Origin of the sequence: Kitasatospora sp. NPDC049258, from assembly GCF_040678895.1 — a bacterium.
Classification (GTDB): Bacteria; Actinomycetota; Actinomycetes; order Streptomycetales; family Streptomycetaceae; genus Kitasatospora.
Genome location: NZ_JBFAQT010000029.1, coordinates 14,620 through 31,455, shown reverse-complemented (window position 1 = coordinate 31,455; position 16,836 = coordinate 14,620). Strand labels below are relative to the sequence as shown.

The window sequence follows — 16,836 nt, the reverse complement described above, 5'->3', positions numbered from 1 at the left end:
CGGCCCGACCGTCCGGGGTGCCCGCAGGGGTGCCTCCCGGGGGGTCGGGCCGTAGGATTCCGGTGGGCGCCGGGCTTCCACCGGTGCCCGCAGCGAGTGTGCGGACTCGCCGCCGTAGAGGTCCCCGCCGGGCAGCCGCCCGCCGCGGGGTTGATCCATCTCATCGGAGGCACCTCAGATGTCCGACCCTCAGACCGTCTCCTGGGCCCCTGGCCGGATCATGGCGGCGGAGATGGCCGAGCAGCCGGCCGTCCTGCAGCGCATCCTCGACGAGGGCGCTCCCAAGATCCGCGAGATCGCCGCCGAGATCGCGTCCCGCACCCCCCGGTTCGTCCTGCTGACCGCCCGCGGCACGTCCGACAACGCGGCGCTGTACGCCAAGTACCTGGTGGAGGTCCTGCTGGGCAAGCCGGCCGGCCTCACCTCGATGTCCACCACCACCGCGTACGGCGCCAAGCCGGACCTCACCGACGTGCTGGTGATCACCGTCAGCCAGTCCGGGGGCTCGCCCGACCTGGTGGCCTCGACCAAGGCCGCCCGGGAGGCCGGGGCGATCACGCTTGCCGTGACCAACAACGCGGCGTCGCCGCTGGCGGAGGTCTCCGAGTTCCACATCGACGTGCTCGCGGGGGCGGAGAAGGCGCTGCCGGCCACCAAGACCTACACCGCGGAGCTGCTGGCCCTCTACCTGCTGGTCGAGGGGCTGCGCGGCGGCGACGGGGCGGCGGCCAAGGTGCTCCCGGGGCTGGCCGCCGGGGTGCTGGGCCGTCAGGCCGAGGTCAAGGCGCTCGCCGAGCGGTACCGCTTCGCCCAGCGGCTGGTCCTCACCTCGCGCGGCTACGGCTACCCGACGGCGCGTGAGGCGGCGCTCAAGCTGATGGAGACCACCTACATCCCGGCCTCCCCGTTCTCCGGCGCCGACCTGCTGCACGGGCCGCTGGCCATGGTGGACAACGTCTCCCCGGTGATCGCGATCGTGCCGGACGGCAAGGGGGGCGAGGCGCTGCAGCCCGTGCTCGACCGGCTGCGGGGGCGCGGGGCGGACCTGATGGTGGTGGGGCAGCGCGAGCAGGTGCGGGCCGCCTCGGCGGGATTCGCCCTCCCGGCCGGGGTCCCCGAGGAGGTCCAGCCGATCCTGGAGATCCTCCCGCTCCAACTCCTCGCCTACGAGATCACCATCGCCCGCGGCCAGGACCCGGACGCCCCCCGCGCCCTCGCCAAGGTCACCGAAACCCACTGACCCGCCGGTATCAAACGCGCCGGGGGGCGGAAAGCACTACGGGCCACGGCGCCGACACGGGACCCTCAACCCATGCGGCACCGCAGCCCGGAGCTGTCGTCGGACCTCGGTCCGGACGGGAGTTGTGCGGGACTCCCGGCCGGCGATGTCCGACCGAGGAGGGGCCTCGCGCGGTCAGGGCAGTGTGCGCGGGGGCCTCTCCTTGGTGCGTCTTCATTGTGGACTAGACCAATCTGGGTTGTCCAGGGGAGCGTCGCAATTGGTCTGGACAACAGGGACGGCCTACTCCGGCAGGCCGCCTCCGGTGCCGGTTGGCTACGCTCGGCGTGTGCCCTCGCTGAACGAACTCGTCCGCCGCCACACCACCCTCACCGGTGCCGACGTGGAGTGGCTCCACCTGCTGGTCTCGGAGTGGCAGCTGCTCTCCGACCTCTCCTTCGCGGACCTGGTGCTCTGGATCCCCACCTGGGACGGCATCCGCTACGTCTCGGTGGCCCAGATGCGCCCCAACACCGGCCCCACCTCGTACCACGACGACATGGTCGGCCACCTCGTCCCGCGCGGCCGCCGGCCGCTGCTGGACGCGGCCTTCGACGAGGGCCGGATCGTCCGCGAGGGCGACCCGGAGTGGCGCGAGGAGGTGCCGGTCCGGGTCGAGTCGATCCCGGTCCGCCGGGACGGCCGGGTGCTGGGCGTGATCGCGCGCAACACCAACCTGCTGACCGTCCGCACCCCGAGCCGGCTGGAGCTCACCTACCTGCAGAGCGCCTCCGACCTGGCCCAGATGATCGCGGCCGGCACCTTCCCGTACCCCGGCGAGCAGGCCGACATGGACGCCGCGCCCCGGGTCGGCGACGGTCTGATCCGGCTGGACGTGGACGGGGTGGTCACCTACGCCAGCCCCAACGCGCTCTCCGCGTACCACCGGATCGGGCTCAGCACCGATCTGGTGGGCAGCCATCTGGGTCGCACCACGGCCGAGTTGGTGCCGCCCTCGCGCGGCGCCGTGCACGAGGCGCTGGTGAAGATGGCCAGCGGCTGGGCGCCCCGGCAGACCGAGGTGGAGGCGCAGGGCGGGGTGGTGACCCTGCGGACCATCCCGCTCAAGCCGAAGGACGTGCTCACCGGTTCACTGGTGCTCTGCCGCGACGTCACCGAACTGCGGCGCCGCGATCGGGAGCTGATGACCAAGGACGCCACCATCCGGGAGATCCACCACCGGGTGAAGAACAACCTGCAGACCGTGGCGGCCCTGCTGCGGCTGCAGTCCCGCCGGATGGACTCGGACGCCGGGCGGGCCGCGCTGGACGAGGCGGTCCGGCGGGTCGGCTCGATCGCCATCGTGCACGAGACGCTGTCCCAGGCGCTGGACGAGAAGGTGGCCTTCGACGAGATCGCCGACCGGGTGCTGGCGATGTGCGTGGAGCTGTCCCAGGACGGCCGGGTGGCGGCCCGCCGGACCGGCAGCTTCGGCATTCTCTCGGCGGAGATCTCCACGCCGCTGGCCATGATCCTCACCGAGGTGCTGCAGAACGCCCTGGAGCACGCCTTCGGTCCGTCGGCCTCCGGGAACCTCGAGGTCAGCGCGCTGCGCGGGCGGGCCCCGGCGACCGGGATGGGCTGGTCGGACAGCTGGAACGGGGGCGCCAAGCCGGACGAGTACCTGCTGATCACGGTGCAGGACGACGGCAAGGGCGTGCCGGAGGGCTTCGACCCCCAGCAGAGCGGCAACCTCGGGCTGCAGATCGTCCGCACCCTGGTGAGCGGCGAGCTGGGCGGCACCTTCGACATGGTCGCGGTACCCGGTGGCGGCACCAAGGTGGTGCTGGAGATCCCCGTCCCGTAGCCGGCCGGCGCGGCGGCCGGGGAGTGCGGGCCGGGCCCGGAAAGAGAAACGAGGCCCTGTCGACCGGGGGGGTGGGTCGACAGGGCCTCTCAACCCGCTCCGGCCGTCGGGGGGAGTCGGCCGGAACGGGGGCTCTTGGGTGGCGCGACGCCCGCCCCGCGTGTTGCACACGGTGAGCGCCTGAGCTCCACAATATTGCTCTCAGTGAGCAGTATCAAGTGCCCGGGCCGCTCGCGTCGTCGGACCTCGCCTGAACGTGGTCCGTGGTGCGGAAGGCTCGGCCGTCCGATGCGGCGGAGCCCTTGATCATGAGTTGATCGGATTGCTGCTTGACGGTGTGTCAGGCGGTGCGGGCACGGTTGCGGGCGGCACGGCGCTTCATGGCGCGACGCTCGTCCTCGCTCATTCCGCCCCAGACGCCGGCGTCCTGGCCGGTCTCCAGCGCCCACTGCAGGCACTGCTCCATGACGGGACAGCGGCGGCACACGGCCTTGGCTTCCTCGATCTGCAGCAGAGCAGGACCGGTGTTCCCGATCGGGAAGAACAGCTCCGGGTCCTCTTCGCGGCAGACAGCGCGGTGGCGCCAGTCCATGGTCGTCCAACTCCTCCGGTCGGCGGGCTGTGGCCCGGTCGACTCACTCGATGGCTTGTGAATGTGAACGCTTTCACGAATCCCGCAACAGCAAAAGGGACCAAAGGCCCAATAGGCCCGGGGGGTCTGTGCTGGGGTGGGGTTCCGGCTATCAAGGGATGTGTCGCGATGTCCCGCTGCGACGTGTCCCGATCGCCATGTAGAGGTTCGCAAACCTCGGGCTCGGATACAACCCCCTTCGGGGAGGAATTTTTGATTCTTCGGTGTCGCCTAGCTCACAGCCCGTACTTCTATGGGGTGAAGGGGGCTAGCGCGTTCGAGAAGAAGGGCGGGACCCCCTTCTGGTCACACAATCACACGCAGTGCCCGCCGAACGCCTGTGAAACTGACGCGACTCCTGTCTCCAAGGTGGTCCCCGTCGACCTGAAACGGGGCCGGTTCCTGTGAAACCAAGGTGAAGTGCCGGACGTCGTGATAGGAGACGACGTGCTTCCCGGACGGCCCGGAGGGTTGGGAGGCCTCGTCCGTAGGGGCGTGCGAGCGCAGAATCTGACGGACCGTTCGAGCGGTCCCGAACGCCGTCATTCGAGTGATGCCGAAGACGTCGAGGTCCGTGTCGAAGGAGGCGGAGGGTGAGGGGAGCACCGGCCGGTTCCCCAGGAAGGTCCATGGCGAGGTGTTGGAGACTATGGCCAGGACAAGGCCGGGAACCGGCTCCTGGCCGTGCATTTCCAGGGTGACCGGGCCCGAACGGCGGTGTTCACGCTCAGTGACGTAGTGCCGGAGGGCCTGGTTGACGTAGAGCGCGTGCGTCGACCTGCGCCCCGCCTTGCGCTGCTGCTCCACCCTGCCCACCACACCGGCGTCGAAGCCGAGGCCGGCGGTGAAGGTGAACCAGCGGTCCTCCAGCCCCTCGGTCATCGCCTTGCCCAGCCCGATGGCCCGCTCCCGCCGCTGCTCCAGCGCGTCCAGCAGTGCCCCGGTGGCCTCCACCGGGTCGTTCGGAAGGCCGAGCGCGCGGGCGAAGACGTTGGTGCTGCCGCCCGGCACGACGGCCAGCCGGGGCACCCGCTCGGAGAGCCCGTTCGCGAGCAGCCCGTTGACCACCTCGTTGACCGTGCCGTCGCCCCCCAGCGCCACCACCAGGTCCACCGTGCCGTCGGCGGCCGCCTCCCGGGCCAGGTCCCGGGCGTGGCCCCGGTACTCGGTGTGGGCGACGTCCAGCTTCAGATCACTGCGCAGCGCGTGCGTCAGCACGTCCCGGGTCCGGCTGCTGGTGGTGGTCGCCTTGGGGTTCACGACCAGGAGAGCGCGCATGGCGTCAGCCTACGGGGCGCTCATCGAGGGACGGCGGTTACCCTGCTGGAGTGACCGCAGAAACCGCCGCTCCCGCCCCCGCTCCCGCCCGTCCCGCAGCGCTGCTGCTCGGGGCCGGCATCACCGCCCTGGAGGGCGCCGCGCTGACCGGGTGGGGCCTGTACGACCTGGTCGCCGGGCTGCTCGGGGACTCGGCGTCGATGGGCCGCAGCGAGGCCGGCGGAGTGGTCCTGCTGCTGATGGGCCTGCTGCCGTTGCTGGCCGGCCGGGCGCTGCTGCGCGGCCGCCGCTGGGGCCGCAGCCCGGCGGTGCTGACCAACTCGATCTGCCTGCCGGTCGCCTACTACATGTGGCAGTCCGGCGGCGCGATGGCCGCCGTCGCGGTGGCCGTCGCCGTCCTGGGGCTGACCGGCATCGTGGCGCTGCTCAACCCGAAGGTCACCGGGCTGCTCTACGACGCCCGGGCCTGAGCCCGGGCGGGAACGGCCGACGGCCGGGAGGCGATGCCTCCCGGCCGTCCGGCTCGGTGCCCGTCACTCCTCGACCAGCAGCTTCTCCCGCAGCTGGGCCAGCGTCCTGGCGAGCAGTCTGGACACGTGCATCTGCGAGATGCCGACCTCGGCGGCGATCTGCGACTGCGTCATGTTCCGGAAGAACCGCAGCACGAGGATCTTCTGCTCGCGCGGCGGCAGCTGGGCCAGTAGCGGCTTCAGCGACTCCCGGTACTCGACGCCCTCCAGCGCCTCGTCGGTGGCGCCCAGGGTGTCCGCCACGGCCGGCGACTCGTCGTCGCTGTCCGGGACGTCCAGCGAGAGGGTGGAATAGGCGTTGGCCGACTCCAGGCCCTCCAGCACGTCCTCCTCGGAGATCCCCAGGTGCTCCGCCAGCTCGTGCACGGTGGGGGAGCGGCCGTGCCGCTGGGAGAGCTCGCTGGTCGCGGTGGTCAGCGAGAGCCGCAGCTCCTGGAGCCGGCGCGGGACGCGGACGGCCCAGCCCTTGTCCCGGAAGTGCCGCTTGATCTCGCCGACGATGGTCGGCGTGGCGTAGGTGGAGAACTCCACGCCGCGCTCGTGGTCGAACCGGTCCACCGACTTGATCAGGCCGATGGTGGCGACCTGGGTCAGGTCGTCCAGCGGCTCGCCGCGGTTGCGGAACCGCCGGGCCAGGTGCTCGACCAGCGGGATGTGCATCCGGACCAGCTGGTTGCGGATCTCCACCCGCTCCGGGGAGCCCTCCGGCAGCCCGGCGAGCCGCACGAACAGCGCCCTGGCGGCCTCCCGGTCCGGCGCGCCCGAGCGGTGCCCCTGGGCGGGCACGGCGCTGCGGACGGCCTCCGCGGCCGCCCGCAGCTCGCCCGCGTCGGGCTCGCTCGCGGGCACCGCCTCGGGCCGCTCTGGCGTCGGATCGGTCGGCTGGGTCATCCGGTGGGAGTCCTTCGGGTGCGCGTCGGGTTGGGCGGCGGTGCGGGCGGCGCTCGCCTGGGTCGGTACGGCAGGGCCGGCCGTACCGCGGTCGAGCACCGCGGACTCGGCACGGACGGTCAGGTCGGCGGCGGCCGGGCCAGCGGCGGCTGCTGTGCGGTCCAGATCACTCACGGCGATCACCCGTTCCGTTCCGGGAGCACTTCTCACTGGTTGTACCGCAGAGCACTGCGATACGGGGCGCCGTACGCGCGGTGCATACGACACCGTGCGTACGGCGGGAGCTGCGGCAGGTGCGGGCTACAGCGAGGCCGATGCCCCGCCCCGCTTCTTGTGCAGGCTGATGCTGACCGTCCTGTCCTCCGCCACCGAGGACTCCACCTCGCCGGCCAGTGCGGAGAGCACCGTCCAGGCGAAGGTGTCCCGCTCGGGGGCACGGCCGTCGGTGGTCGGTGCGCTGACCGTGACCCGCAGGGAGTCGCCGACCAGCCGGAACTCGCAGCTCAGGACGGATCCTGGGACAGCCTGCTGGAGCAGGATGGCGCAGGCCTCGTCCACCGCGATCCGGAGATCCTCGATCTCGTCCAGGGTGAAGTCCAACCGGGCCGCGAGTCCGGCTGTCGCCGTTCGCAGTACCGAGAGGTAGGCCCCCGCAGCGGGCAGCCGGACCTCCACGAAGTCCTTCACTCCGGGCTCGCCGTCGATCTGGGACACCCTCACCTCCTGGGTGACGCGCGGTGCTTGCGGCCGAACGGCCGCGGCACTTCCTCTTGCATGGCTCAACTGCTTCGCCCCAACTGTCCAGAGGGGTGGTGCGGTACGTACCGGTCATACCCACTGGGAAGGGCCGGAACGCCGCGCATCCGCCCGTGACGTTACCGCGATCGGGGGACGGATGTCGTGATCTTCGGCCACCGTCACGGGAACGAGCGAACCCGGCGGCCGGATCCGGCTCAGCGCGGGGTGGATCCGAGCGCGGTGAGCGGCTCGTCGGTGAGCCGGTAGACCGTCCAACCGTCCATCGGAACGGCGCCGAGCGACTTGTAGAAGCCGATCGACGGCGCGTTCCAGTCCAGCACCGACCACTCCATCCGGGAGTAGCCCCGCTCCACGCAGATCCGGGCCAGCTCGGTGAGCAGCGCCTTGCCCAGGCCGCCGCCGCGGCTGCCCGGCCGGACGTAGAGGTCCTCCAGGTAGACGCCGTGGGTGCCGCGCCAGGTGGAGAAGTTCCGGAACCACAGGGCGAAGCCGACCGCCTCGCCGGTGGCGTCATCCTCGGCGATCAGACCGAACAGCGCCGGGTGCTCGCCGAACAGCGCGTCGTGCAGCTGCTCCTCGGTGGCCTTCGCCTCGTCCGGGGCCTTCTCGTACTCGGCCAGCTCGCGGATCAGGGCGTGGATGACGGGGACGTCGGTGGTGCGGGCGGTGCGGATCATAGGGCGAGCCTACTCGCGCGGACCACGGGAACGGGAGCCTTGCGGCGACCGGACGCCGACGGGGTGCGGACACGCCACTGCCCCGGCGGGCCGAGGCTCCGCCGGGGCAGTGGGTGCCGTGATCAGGCCTTCTTGGTCTCCCAGAAGATCGTGTCGATCTCGGCGATCAGGTCCAGCAGGGCCTGGCCGGTGGCCGGGTCCGTGGAGGCCTTGGCGGCCGAGGCGGCCTTGCCGGCCCGGTTGAACAGGTCGTGCAGCTGCGGGTAGGCCTCGAAGTGCGGGGCCTTGAAGTAGTCGGTGTGCAGCACGGAGAGGTGGTGCTTGACCAGCTCGGCGCGCTCCTCCTTGATCACGATCGCGCGCGCACGGAAGTGCGGGTCCTCGTTGGCCTGGTACTTCTCCTGAGTGGCCTTCACCGACTCGGCCTCGATCCGGGCCTGGGCCGGGTCGTAGACACCGCAGGGCAGGTCGCAGTGGGCGTGCGCGGTGACGCGCGGAGCAAACAGACGAGAGAACATGGGAGTCCTTCCTTGGATCGTCTTCCCGCGCCCGAGGTTACCCTCACGTGCCTCAGGATTCGCGTCTGCCCCGGGGGCCCGGGACCAAAGTCGGAGGGCGAACCGTCCGATTCCGGACGGGGTGCCAGGTGACTGCGCGACGGGTGACACTGGATCCGACCAGCAGGGGACACGAGGTCAGGAGCGAGCGGATGCCGGTGAGTCGGCGCGGTGGCGGTGCGCCCTTCGGAGTGGTGGACGTGGCGGGGCCGTCGATGCGCAGGCTGCTGCTCGACGGCGACCGGGTGCTGGTCCGCTACGGCGCACCGCTGCGGCCGGGGGCGGTGGCGCTGTTCCGGCACCCGTTCCAGCAGGACCTGCTGGTGATCAAGCGGGCGGTCGGGCGCCGCCCCGGCGGCTGGTGGATGCTCTCGGAGAACCCGCTGGTGCACACCGACAGCCGGGAGTACGGGGCGGTGCCGGACGAGCTGGTGCTCGGCCGGGTGCTGCTGCGGCTGCGCCCCTCGCCCGCCTGGCTGGCCCCGGCCGCCTGGCTGGAGCGGGCGCTGGGCCGCCCGCCGTGGACCGGGCTGCCGGCGGTGACGGCCCGCTTCGGGGTTCGCGGGCCGCAGGCCGGGCCCGGCCCCGGCGAGTGGGTCAGCCCCGGGGAGTGAGGGGGGCGCCGCGCAGCGCCTCCTCGCGTTTGCGGGCCCGGTACGCGGCCACGTTGGCCCGGGTCGCGCAGCGGTCGGAGCAGTAGCGGCGCGAGCGGTTGGTGGAGGTGTCCAGGTAGGCGTTGCGGCAGGGGGCGGCCTGGCAGATGCCGAGCCGGTCGACGCCCAGCTCGGTCAGGTGGATGGCCAGGCCCATGCAGGCCACCGCCGAGTAGTTGGCGGCGGCGGTCGGGGCGTTGTCGGCCAGGTGCAGGTGCCAGTGCGGCTGCCCGCTCTCGTCCAGGTCGTCGTGGCCGGAGATCATCGGGCTGACCGGGTACTCCACCATCAGGCTGTTCAGCAGGTCGACGGCCCGGACGGCCTCGCCGTCGGCGGCGGCCTCGAAGACCCCGCGCAGCCTGGTGCGGACCGCCCGCAGCCGGGGCAGGTCCGACTCGTCGGCGAGTGCGGCGGCCCGCGAGGGCACCCGGAACAGCGCGCGGACCGCGTCCACCGAGGTCAGCGCGTCGGTGCCGCGCTCGGGTTCCTCGCTGTTCACCAGCCGGACGGCGAAGTCGGCGTACGAGGCGAGCTCCACGGTGGTCCTTCCAGAGGGCGGTAACGGGTGTACAGCCTCCAGGGTATTACGTCGCCGCCACCGCGGGTCGGCACCGGCCGGGCCGGGCCCGAACGCCCAGGGGCCCGCCGGACGACCGGCGGGCCCCTGGGGAGGGATCGGTGGCTCAGAGCACCTTGGACAGGAAGGCCTTGGTCCGCTCGTGCTGCGGATTGCCGAGCACCTCGCGCGGGTGGCCGGCCTCGACCACCACGCCGCCGTCCATGAAGACCAGGGCGTCGCCGACCTCGCGGGCGAAGCCCATCTCGTGGGTGACCACGATCATGGTCATGCCGTCCTCGGCCAGCCCCCGCATGACGTCCAGGACGTCGCCGACCAGCTCGGGGTCGAGTGCGGAGGTGGGCTCGTCGAACAGCATCAGCTTGGGCTTCATGGCCAGCGCCCGGGCGATCGCCACCCGCTGCTGCTGCCCGCCGGAGAGCTGGGACGGGTAGTTCTTGGCCTTGTCGGCCAGCCCGACCCGCTCCAGCAGGGCCATCGCCCGCTCCCGGGCCTCGCCCTTGCTCTCCCCGCCGACCTGGACCGGCGCCTCGATGACGTTCTCCATCGCGGTCATGTGCGGGAACAGGTTGAACCGCTGGAAGACCATGCCGATGTCGCGACGCTTCATCGCGACCTCGCGGTCCTTCAGCTCGTACAGCTTGTCGCCCTTCTGGCGGTAGCCGACCAGCTCGCCGTCCACCCAGAGCCGGCCGGCGTTGACCTTCTCCAGGTGGTTGATGCACCGCAGGAAGGTCGACTTGCCGGAGCCGGACGGGCCGATCAGGCAGAACACCTCGCCCTGCTTGACCTCCAGATCGATGCCCTGGAGCACCTCCACCAGGCCGAACGACTTGCGCACGCCCTCGGCCTTGACCATCGGGTGGCCCGGCTGGGCGTCGGTGGGGGGATTCGTCTGCTCGGTCATGCGGTACCGCCTCCTTCGCCGCCGCCGTGGACTGCGGCGTCGGCCGACCGCGGTGCCGACTTCGACCTGATGCCGCGGAACAGGCCCCGCACCCGCTGCACCGGCGTGGGCGGCAGCGCCCGGTTGGAGCCGCGGGCGTAGTGGCGCTCGATGTAATACTGCCCGATCGTGAGGATCGAGGTCAGGAACAGGTACCAGAGGCTGACCACGATCAGCAGCGGGATGCTCTGGAAGTTCCGGGAGTAGATGTTCTGCCCGGCCCGGAAGAGCTCCTCCAGGGCGATGACGCTGACCAGCGAGGTGGTCTTCAGCATCGAGATGGTCTCGTTGCCGGTCGGCGGGATGATCACCCGCATCGCCTGCGGCAGGATGATCCGCCGCATGGTGTCGAAGCGGTTCATGCCCAGCGCCTGGGAGGCCTCGTGCTGGCCCTCGTCCACCGACTGGATGCCGCCTCGGACGATCTCCGCCATGTACGCGGCCTCGTTGAGGCCCAGACCCAGCAGCGCCGCCACGAAGGTCGGGATCAGGATGTTGGTCTCCTGCGACCAGAACTCCGGGCCGAACGGGATGCCGATCGACAGCCGGGCCCAGAGCACACCGAGGAAGTTCCAGAACACCAGCTGGACCAGGACGGGCGTGCCGCGGAAGACCCAGATGTAGACCCAGGCCGTGCCGGACAGCAGCGGGTTCGGCGACAGCCGCATCACCGCCAGCAGGATGCCGCCGGCCACACCCATGAGCATGGACAGCGCGGTCAGCTCCAGGGTGACCAGCAGGCCGTGCAGGATGCGGTCGTCGAAGAGGTACTGGCCGACGAGGTCCCACTTGAATGCCGGGACGGTCAGGATGGCGTGGACCAGCATGGCCGCGAGCACGAGGATGACCGCGGCGCCGACCCAGCGTCCGGGGTGGCGGACCGGGACAGCCTTGATCACTTCATGCTGCCCCGGGGTCGCCGGCCCCTTGTGGAGAGAGTTCACTTTGTGGCCTCAGAACAGGTCGCTGTGGAACGAGGGACGAGATCAGCTGGTGGCGCCGTTGAGCTGCGCCTTGTCGATCGCGCCGGCGTCGACGCCCCACTTCTGCAGGATCTGCTTGTACGTGCCGTCGTCCATCAGCGACTGCACCGCGGCCTGGACGGCCGGGGTGAGCGCCGAGCCCTTGGCGAGGGCGATGCCGTACGGCGCGGAGTCGGTGGTGGGGCCGAGCTTCTCCAGCTGGCCGCCGGTCTGCTTGAGCGCGTAGTCGATGACCGGGGAGTCGGCCATCATCACCTGGTCGCGGCCGGAGACCACGGCGTTGGTGACGTCCGTCTGCAGGTCGAACTTGTCGCCGTCGTTCGGGACGGTCGGCTTGCCGGCCTTGACGCAGGCGGGGTTGATCACGTCGACGATCTGGTCGGCCTGGGTGGTGCCGGTCTGGACCGCGATCTTCTTGCCGCACAGGTCGTCGGCGGAGATGTTGTCGGGGTTGCCCTTCTTGACCGCCATGCCGGTGCCGGCGGTGAAGTAGGTGACCATGTCGACGGTCTGCTCGCGCTCCTTGGTGTCGGTGAAGGAGCTCATGCCGAGCTGGTACTTGTTGGCACCGATGCCCGGGATGATCGCGGTGAAGCCGGCGTTCTGCACCTCGGCCTTGAGGCCCAGCTTGGCGGCGATGGCGTTGGCCAGGTCGACGTCCATGCCGACGATGGTGCCCTTGTCGTCCTGGAACTCGTTGGGCGCGTACGAGGCGTCCGAGCCGACGACGATCTTGCCGCTCGACTTCAGGTCGGCGGGCACCAGGGCGGCCAGCGAGGCGTCCGCGGTGACGCTCTTGACCGAGGCGCTCGGGTTGACGGCGCTGGAGCCGGAGCCCGAACCGGAGGAGCTGCTGCTGCTACAGGCCGTCATCAGCAGGGTGCCGGCGGCGAGGGCGGCGCCGGTCGCGATGAGGCGGGGGCGGAGGGTACGAGCGGTCATCAGGGGGATCTCCTCCTGTAGGAGAGTCGGGCGGAGCACGCCGGGGGGAGCGGTGCACCCGGTGCGGCAGGCCCGGCGTCATTGCTCGGGCCGGCCGCGACCGGTCGTTCGGTTTGTGCTGTGTCCTGCCTGAATTCAGTCGCCACCCTCCGCCGAGGTGGACGAATCTGATCGAACTTCCTCGACTACGGGACGACTCCCGGCTGCGTGGGCTGGGGGAAGGCCGTTGCGACCGAGTTGGGGGGAATCCTGCCACTGAGTACCAGTGAACGGGCCTCTCTCCAGATCAAAATCGGATAACGAGGCGCCTCAATGTCCGCTATTCGGACGAATTCCGTGGCCCTGTCACCCTGTGTATAAGTATGCAGACCTGAGTGCGCAAGGCGAGCACCTCGGCCGCGGGCGGCTCAGCCGCCGTTCACGACCGCGTTCTGGGCCGCTCCGTCCTTGAGGTTCCACTTCTCCAGGATCTTGTCGTACTCACCGCTGCGGATGACCCGGTTCATCGCCTTGGCCAGCGTGTCGCGCAGCTCGGTGTTCTCCTTGGTGACCGCGATCCCGTACGGCGAGGCCTGGAGCTGCTGCCCGGGCATCTCGAACTGGGCGCCGCCGACGCCCTGCTGCACGGTGTAGGCGGCCACCGGGTAGTCGTTCATGTCGGCCGCGGCCTTGCCCGCGGCGACCATCGCCAGTGCCTCGGCGTCGGTCTCGGTCAGCTTGACCACCAGCGGCTTGCGGCCCTTGTCGCAGGCGCCGGTCTGGCGCTGGGCGATGTCGGCCTGGGTGGTGCCCCGCTGCACCGCGACGGTCTGGCCGCACAGGTCGTCCAGCGACTTGATCGCCTTCGGGTTGCCCTTCGCCACCAGGATCGAGGTGCCGGCCATGAAGTAGTCCACGAAGTCGACGCCCGGGTTGACCTGCTTGCCCTCGTCGTTGGTGCCGTCACGGCGCTGCCGGTTGTCGGTCAGCGCGGACATCGCCACGTCGTACTGCTTGGCCTGGAGGTCGGGGATCAACTTGTCGAAGCCGGTGTCCATGATCTTGATCTTCACCTTGAGCTGCCGGCCGAGGGCCTCGGCGAGCTCCGGGTCAAGACCTGTGGGCTGCCCGTCCTGGCCCTTGAACTCCACCGGGGCGTAGTTGAGGTCCGAACCGATCCTGAGCACGCCGGCGGCCTTCACCGAGTCGGGCAGCCGGTCGTGCAGTTCCTCCTCGGGCGACTTGCTGCCGGCGATCGAGCTGCAGCCGGTCAGCAGCAGGGTGCCGGCGGTCAGGGCGGCGCCGGAACGGCCGAGGCGGCCGGATATGCGGGCATTGTGGTGCATGGAGCTGGTCCTCCTGTGGGAGAGGCAGGTGCTGTCCCACCGGGATGCGCAGGGGTGCGCCGACGGTGGCGGGCGCGCATCGGCGAGTGCCGACGGGGGAGCGCGTCCGGCCGGTTCCGGTGGTCGATTTCGAGGATCCTGCCATCCCGCCCTCCTGTTCCGGGTGTCGGATGTGTCAGAATCCGGTATCGGGTGACCCCCGAAGCCCGAACGCAGACCGCCGGTTCGAGACAGGACCGGGGTGCGCAGGACCGGAAGTCGCAGACGTCGACTCTGGATCCGCTGCACCGGCTCCCCTCCGTGTCTGCGTTCACTCCTGCGGGTGTACGTGCTGCACGGCTCCTGCCGTCACTGGCCCCCGGTTCCTTCCGAGAACCTGGGCGCCGTCAAGTGTCCGGAAGGCCGTGAACAGCGCGTGACAAGGACGAAAAGGCACAGGTGCGGTGCCTTCGCCCGACCTAGGCTCAAGCGGTGTCTGTCACCTTCCCGGCTCCGGCTGGTGACGCCTGGGTACGACCGGAAGAACAGAGCAGAACACCAAAAACCCTCAATCGAGGGCGCCGCCCGACGGCCGCGTCCCGATCCGGCCACCGGGTGCGCCGCGCGCACCCGGGTTTTCCGTCCCCGGCCGGATCGAACGACCGTCGGCCGCCCTTGCTGATCATTGACGAAGAGGTCATCGTGGCAGCGGAGATCATCCACCCCAACACTCAGGACACCGTCGATCCCGTCGACGCCGTCTTCGCCCTCCACCGCGGCGGCAAGATGGAGGTCCGGGCGACCGTCCCGGTCCGGGACGCGGACGACCTGTCCCTGGCCTACACCCCGGGCGTGGCCCGGGTCTGCACCGCCATCGCCGAGCAGCCCGACCTGGTGAACGACTACACCTGGAAGTCGAACGTGGTCGCGGTCGTCACCGACGGCACCGCGGTGCTGGGCCTGGGCGACATCGGCCCCGAGGCCTCGCTGCCCGTGATGGAGGGCAAGGCGATCCTGTTCAAGCAGTTCGGCGGCGTGGACGCGGTGCCGATCGCGCTGGCCTGCACCGGCGTGGACGAGATCGTGGAGACGGTGGTCCGGCTGGCCCCGTCCTTCGGCGGCGTCAACCTGGAGGACATCTCAGCCCCCCGGTGCTTCGAGATCGAGCGCCGGCTGCAGGAGGCGCTGGACATCCCGATCTTCCACGACGACCAGCACGGCACCGCGATCGTCACCACCGCCGCCCTCTGGAACGCGGCCCGGGTGACCGGCCGGGAGATCGGCAGCCTGCGCGCCGTGATCTCGGGCGCGGGTGCGGCCGGCATCGCGATCGCCAAGATGCTGGTCGCGGCCGGCATCGGCGACGTGGCGGTCTGCGACCGGCGCGGCGTGGTGTACCAGGGCCGGGGCGACCTGACGGACGTCAAGGCCGAGATCGCCGCGCTGACCAACCGGACCGGTGTCAAGGGCAGCCTGACCGACGCGCTGGTGGGCGCGGACGTGTTCATCGGCGTCTCCGGCGGCACCGTGCCGGAGGAGGCCGTGGCGACCATGGCCGAGGGCTGCTTCATCTTCGCGATGGCCAACCCCAACCCGGAGATCCACCCCGAGGTCGCGCACAAGTACGCCGCCGTGGTGGCCACCGGCCGCTCCGACTTCCCGAACCAGATCAACAACGTGCTGGCGTTCCCCGGCATCTTCGCCGGGGCGCTCCAGGTCCGGGCCAGCCGGATCACCGAGGGCATGAAGCTGGCGGCCGCCAAGGCGCTGGCCGCGGTGGTCGCCGACGAGCTGACGGCGCAGAAGGTGATCCCCTCGCCGTTCGACGAGCGGGTCGCCCCGGCCGTCACCAAGGCGGTCGCCGAGGCCGCCCGCGCCGAGGGCGTCGCCCGCAGCTGACGCACTCCCAGCCACCACCGGCGGACGGCCGGGGACGGAACACGCGGCGTAGCTCACACCCGCGCGTGGTACCGGGCCCCGGCCGTCGGCGGCTATCGTCCCGGTCATGTTCGCTGCCTACGCCGCCCGAATCGATCCCGCCGACCCGCTGAGCGGGCTGGAACTCGGTGACCTCCCCGAGCCCGAGGCCCGCCCGGGCTGGAGCGTGGTCACGGTGCGGGCCGCCACCCTCAACCACCACGACCTGTGGTCGCTGCGCGGGGTCGGCCTGCCCGCCGAACGGCTGCCGATGATCCTCGGGTGCGACGCGGCCGGCGTCGACGAGCACGGCAACGAGGTGGTCGTCCACTCGGTGATCGGCCAGAGCGGGCACGGGGTCGGCCCGGCGGAGCCGCGTTCGATCCTCACCGAGCGCTACCAGGGCACCTTCGCCCAGCGGGTCGCGGTGCCGACCTGGAACCTGCTGCCCAAGCCCGCCGAGCTCAGCTTCGAGCAGGCGGCCTGCCTGCCCACCGCCTGGCTGACGGCCTACCGGATGCTGTTCACCAACGCGGGCGTCAAGCCCGGTGACACCGTCCTGGTGCAGGGCGCCGGCGGCGGGGTGTCCACCGCGCTGGTGGTGCTGGCCAAGGCCGCCGGGCTGCGGGTCTGGGTCACCGGCCGGGACGAGGCCAAGCGGGCCCGGGCGGTCGAGCTGGGCGCGGACGCGGCCTTCGAGAGCGGCGCCAGGCTGCCCGAGCGGGTGGACGCGGTGATGGAGACGGTCGGCGCGGCGACCTGGTCGCACTCGGTGAAGTCGCTGCGGCCCGGTGGCACGATCGTCATCTCCGGGGCCACCTCGGGCCCCAACCCGGCCGCCGCCGAACTCAACCGGATCTTCTTCCTGGAGCTCCGGGTGGTCGGCTCGACCATGGGGACCAAGGAGGAGCTGGCCGGGCTGCTCTCGCTCTGTGCCACGGCCGGGGTGCGGCCGGTGATCGACTCCGTGCTGCCGCTGGCCGACGCCGCGGAGGGCTTCGCCCGGCTCGCCAGGGGCGAGGTCTTCGGCAAGATCGTCCTCACACCCTGAGCCAGCAGGCGCCGACCTGAGCCCCGGGGGCGACGCGCCCCCGGGGCCGGACAG

At 71.1% G+C, this 16,836-nt stretch carries 17 protein-coding genes; 6 read left to right on the top strand and 11 right to left on the bottom strand.

Annotation, left to right across the window (positions count from 1 at the left end):
- Positions 1-178: 178 nt before the first annotated feature.
- Positions 179-1,240: an SIS domain-containing protein gene (locus AB0K43_RS22885; protein WP_363642574.1), complete on the top strand. Its 1,062-nt coding sequence runs from the start codon at positions 179-181 to the stop codon at positions 1,238-1,240.
- A gap of 328 nt (positions 1,241-1,568) precedes the next feature.
- Positions 1,569-3,086 (top strand): histidine kinase N-terminal domain-containing protein, encoded by a 1,518-nt coding sequence (locus AB0K43_RS22880; RefSeq protein WP_363642572.1) that lies wholly within the window; start codon positions 1,569-1,571, stop codon positions 3,084-3,086.
- 340 nt (positions 3,087-3,426) lie between these two features.
- Here AB0K43_RS22880 and AB0K43_RS22875 read toward each other — a convergent pair whose 3' ends face one another.
- Positions 3,427-3,678, bottom strand: coding sequence for a WhiB family transcriptional regulator (locus tag AB0K43_RS22875; protein ID WP_014138019.1), 252 nt, complete (start codon positions 3,676-3,678; stop codon positions 3,427-3,429).
- Positions 3,679-4,023: 345 nt separating this feature from the next.
- Positions 4,024-4,995 carry a diacylglycerol kinase family protein gene (locus tag AB0K43_RS22870; RefSeq protein ID WP_363642570.1) on the bottom strand — a complete coding sequence of 324 codons (972 nt, stop codon included), beginning with the start codon at positions 4,993-4,995 and terminating at the stop codon, positions 4,024-4,026.
- Positions 4,996-5,045: 50 nt separating this feature from the next.
- Between AB0K43_RS22870 and AB0K43_RS22865 the strand changes: the two genes are divergently transcribed.
- Positions 5,046-5,465, top strand: coding sequence for a hypothetical protein (locus AB0K43_RS22865; RefSeq protein WP_363642568.1), 420 nt, complete (start codon positions 5,046-5,048; stop codon positions 5,463-5,465).
- 63 nt (positions 5,466-5,528) lie between these two features.
- On the opposite strand, the gene AB0K43_RS22860 is transcribed toward AB0K43_RS22865, so the two are convergent.
- From AB0K43_RS22860 to sodN, 4 genes are all read right to left on the bottom strand, one after another.
- Positions 5,529-6,590, bottom strand: coding sequence for a SigB/SigF/SigG family RNA polymerase sigma factor (locus AB0K43_RS22860; RefSeq protein ID WP_363642566.1), 1,062 nt, complete (start codon positions 6,588-6,590; stop codon positions 5,529-5,531).
- Between the two features lie 126 nt (positions 6,591-6,716).
- Positions 6,717-7,130 (bottom strand): anti-sigma regulatory factor, encoded by a 414-nt coding sequence (locus tag AB0K43_RS22855; RefSeq protein WP_350637923.1) that lies wholly within the window; start codon positions 7,128-7,130, stop codon positions 6,717-6,719.
- A 239-nt stretch (positions 7,131-7,369) separates the two neighbouring features.
- On the bottom strand, positions 7,370-7,852 hold the full coding sequence (locus AB0K43_RS22850; protein ID WP_363642563.1) for a GNAT family N-acetyltransferase: 483 nt from the start codon (positions 7,850-7,852) through the stop codon (positions 7,370-7,372).
- A 122-nt stretch (positions 7,853-7,974) separates the two neighbouring features.
- Positions 7,975-8,370 carry a superoxide dismutase, Ni gene (gene sodN, locus AB0K43_RS22845; RefSeq protein WP_363642561.1) on the bottom strand — a complete coding sequence of 132 codons (396 nt, stop codon included), beginning with the start codon at positions 8,368-8,370 and terminating at the stop codon, positions 7,975-7,977.
- 191 nt (positions 8,371-8,561) lie between these two features.
- Here sodN and sodX point away from each other — a divergent pair, with 191 nt between their 5' ends.
- Entirely contained in the window at positions 8,562-9,023 is a 462-nt protein-coding gene (gene sodX, locus AB0K43_RS22840; RefSeq protein ID WP_363642559.1) for a nickel-type superoxide dismutase maturation protease, read from the top strand.
- Here sodX and AB0K43_RS22835 read toward each other — a convergent pair.
- From AB0K43_RS22835 to AB0K43_RS22815, 5 genes are all read right to left on the bottom strand, one after another.
- Entirely contained in the window at positions 9,007-9,600 is a 594-nt protein-coding gene (locus AB0K43_RS22835) for a CGNR zinc finger domain-containing protein (protein WP_363642557.1), read from the bottom strand. The two genes, sodX and AB0K43_RS22835, sit on opposite strands and share 17 nt — an antisense overlap.
- Positions 9,601-9,745: 145 nt before the next feature.
- A complete protein-coding gene (locus AB0K43_RS22830; RefSeq protein WP_363642659.1) occupies positions 9,746-10,498 on the bottom strand; it encodes an amino acid ABC transporter ATP-binding protein in 753 nt (250 codons plus the stop codon).
- A 44-nt stretch (positions 10,499-10,542) separates the two neighbouring features.
- On the bottom strand, positions 10,543-11,484 hold the full coding sequence (locus AB0K43_RS22825) for an amino acid ABC transporter permease (protein ID WP_363642555.1): 942 nt from the start codon (positions 11,482-11,484) through the stop codon (positions 10,543-10,545).
- 87 nt (positions 11,485-11,571) lie between these two features.
- Complete coding sequence (locus tag AB0K43_RS22820; protein ID WP_363642553.1) at positions 11,572-12,510, bottom strand: ABC transporter substrate-binding protein; 939 nt, start codon at positions 12,508-12,510, stop codon at positions 11,572-11,574.
- Between the two features lie 407 nt (positions 12,511-12,917).
- Positions 12,918-13,835: an ABC transporter substrate-binding protein gene (locus AB0K43_RS22815; RefSeq protein ID WP_363642551.1), complete on the bottom strand. Its 918-nt coding sequence runs from the start codon at positions 13,833-13,835 to the stop codon at positions 12,918-12,920.
- 681 nt (positions 13,836-14,516) lie between these two features.
- On the opposite strand from AB0K43_RS22815, the gene AB0K43_RS22810 reads away from it, so the two are divergent.
- Both AB0K43_RS22810 and AB0K43_RS22805 read left to right on the top strand, forming a co-directional pair.
- Complete coding sequence (locus AB0K43_RS22810) at positions 14,517-15,713, top strand: NADP-dependent malic enzyme (protein WP_363642549.1); 1,197 nt, start codon at positions 14,517-14,519, stop codon at positions 15,711-15,713.
- 106 nt (positions 15,714-15,819) lie between these two features.
- Positions 15,820-16,782, top strand: a complete 963-nt coding sequence (locus AB0K43_RS22805) for a zinc-binding dehydrogenase (RefSeq protein ID WP_363642547.1) — start codon at positions 15,820-15,822, stop codon at positions 16,780-16,782.
- Positions 16,783-16,836 lie beyond the last annotated feature (54 nt).

Coding starts and splice junctions, on each gene's coding strand:
- AB0K43_RS22885 (WP_363642574.1), top strand. CDS start 179: ATGTCCGACCCTCAGACCGTCTCCTGGGCCCCTGGCCGGATCATGGCG.
- AB0K43_RS22875 (WP_014138019.1), bottom strand. CDS start 3,678: ATGGACTGGCGCCACCGCGCTGTCTGCCGCGAAGAGGACCCGGAGCTG.
- AB0K43_RS22870 (WP_363642570.1), bottom strand. CDS start 4,995: ATGCGCGCTCTCCTGGTCGTGAACCCCAAGGCGACCACCACCAGCAGC.
- AB0K43_RS22850 (WP_363642563.1), bottom strand. CDS start 7,852: ATGATCCGCACCGCCCGCACCACCGACGTCCCCGTCATCCACGCCCTG.
- sodN (WP_363642561.1), bottom strand. CDS start 8,370: ATGTTCTCTCGTCTGTTTGCTCCGCGCGTCACCGCGCACGCCCACTGC.
- sodX (WP_363642559.1), top strand. CDS start 8,562: ATGCCGGTGAGTCGGCGCGGTGGCGGTGCGCCCTTCGGAGTGGTGGAC.
- AB0K43_RS22830 (WP_363642659.1), bottom strand. CDS start 10,498: ATGGTCAAGGCCGAGGGCGTGCGCAAGTCGTTCGGCCTGGTGGAGGTG.
- AB0K43_RS22820 (WP_363642553.1), bottom strand. CDS start 12,510: ATGACCGCTCGTACCCTCCGCCCCCGCCTCATCGCGACCGGCGCCGCC.
- AB0K43_RS22815 (WP_363642551.1), bottom strand. CDS start 13,835: ATGCACCACAATGCCCGCATATCCGGCCGCCTCGGCCGTTCCGGCGCC.
- AB0K43_RS22805 (WP_363642547.1), top strand. CDS start 15,820: ATGTTCGCTGCCTACGCCGCCCGAATCGATCCCGCCGACCCGCTGAGC.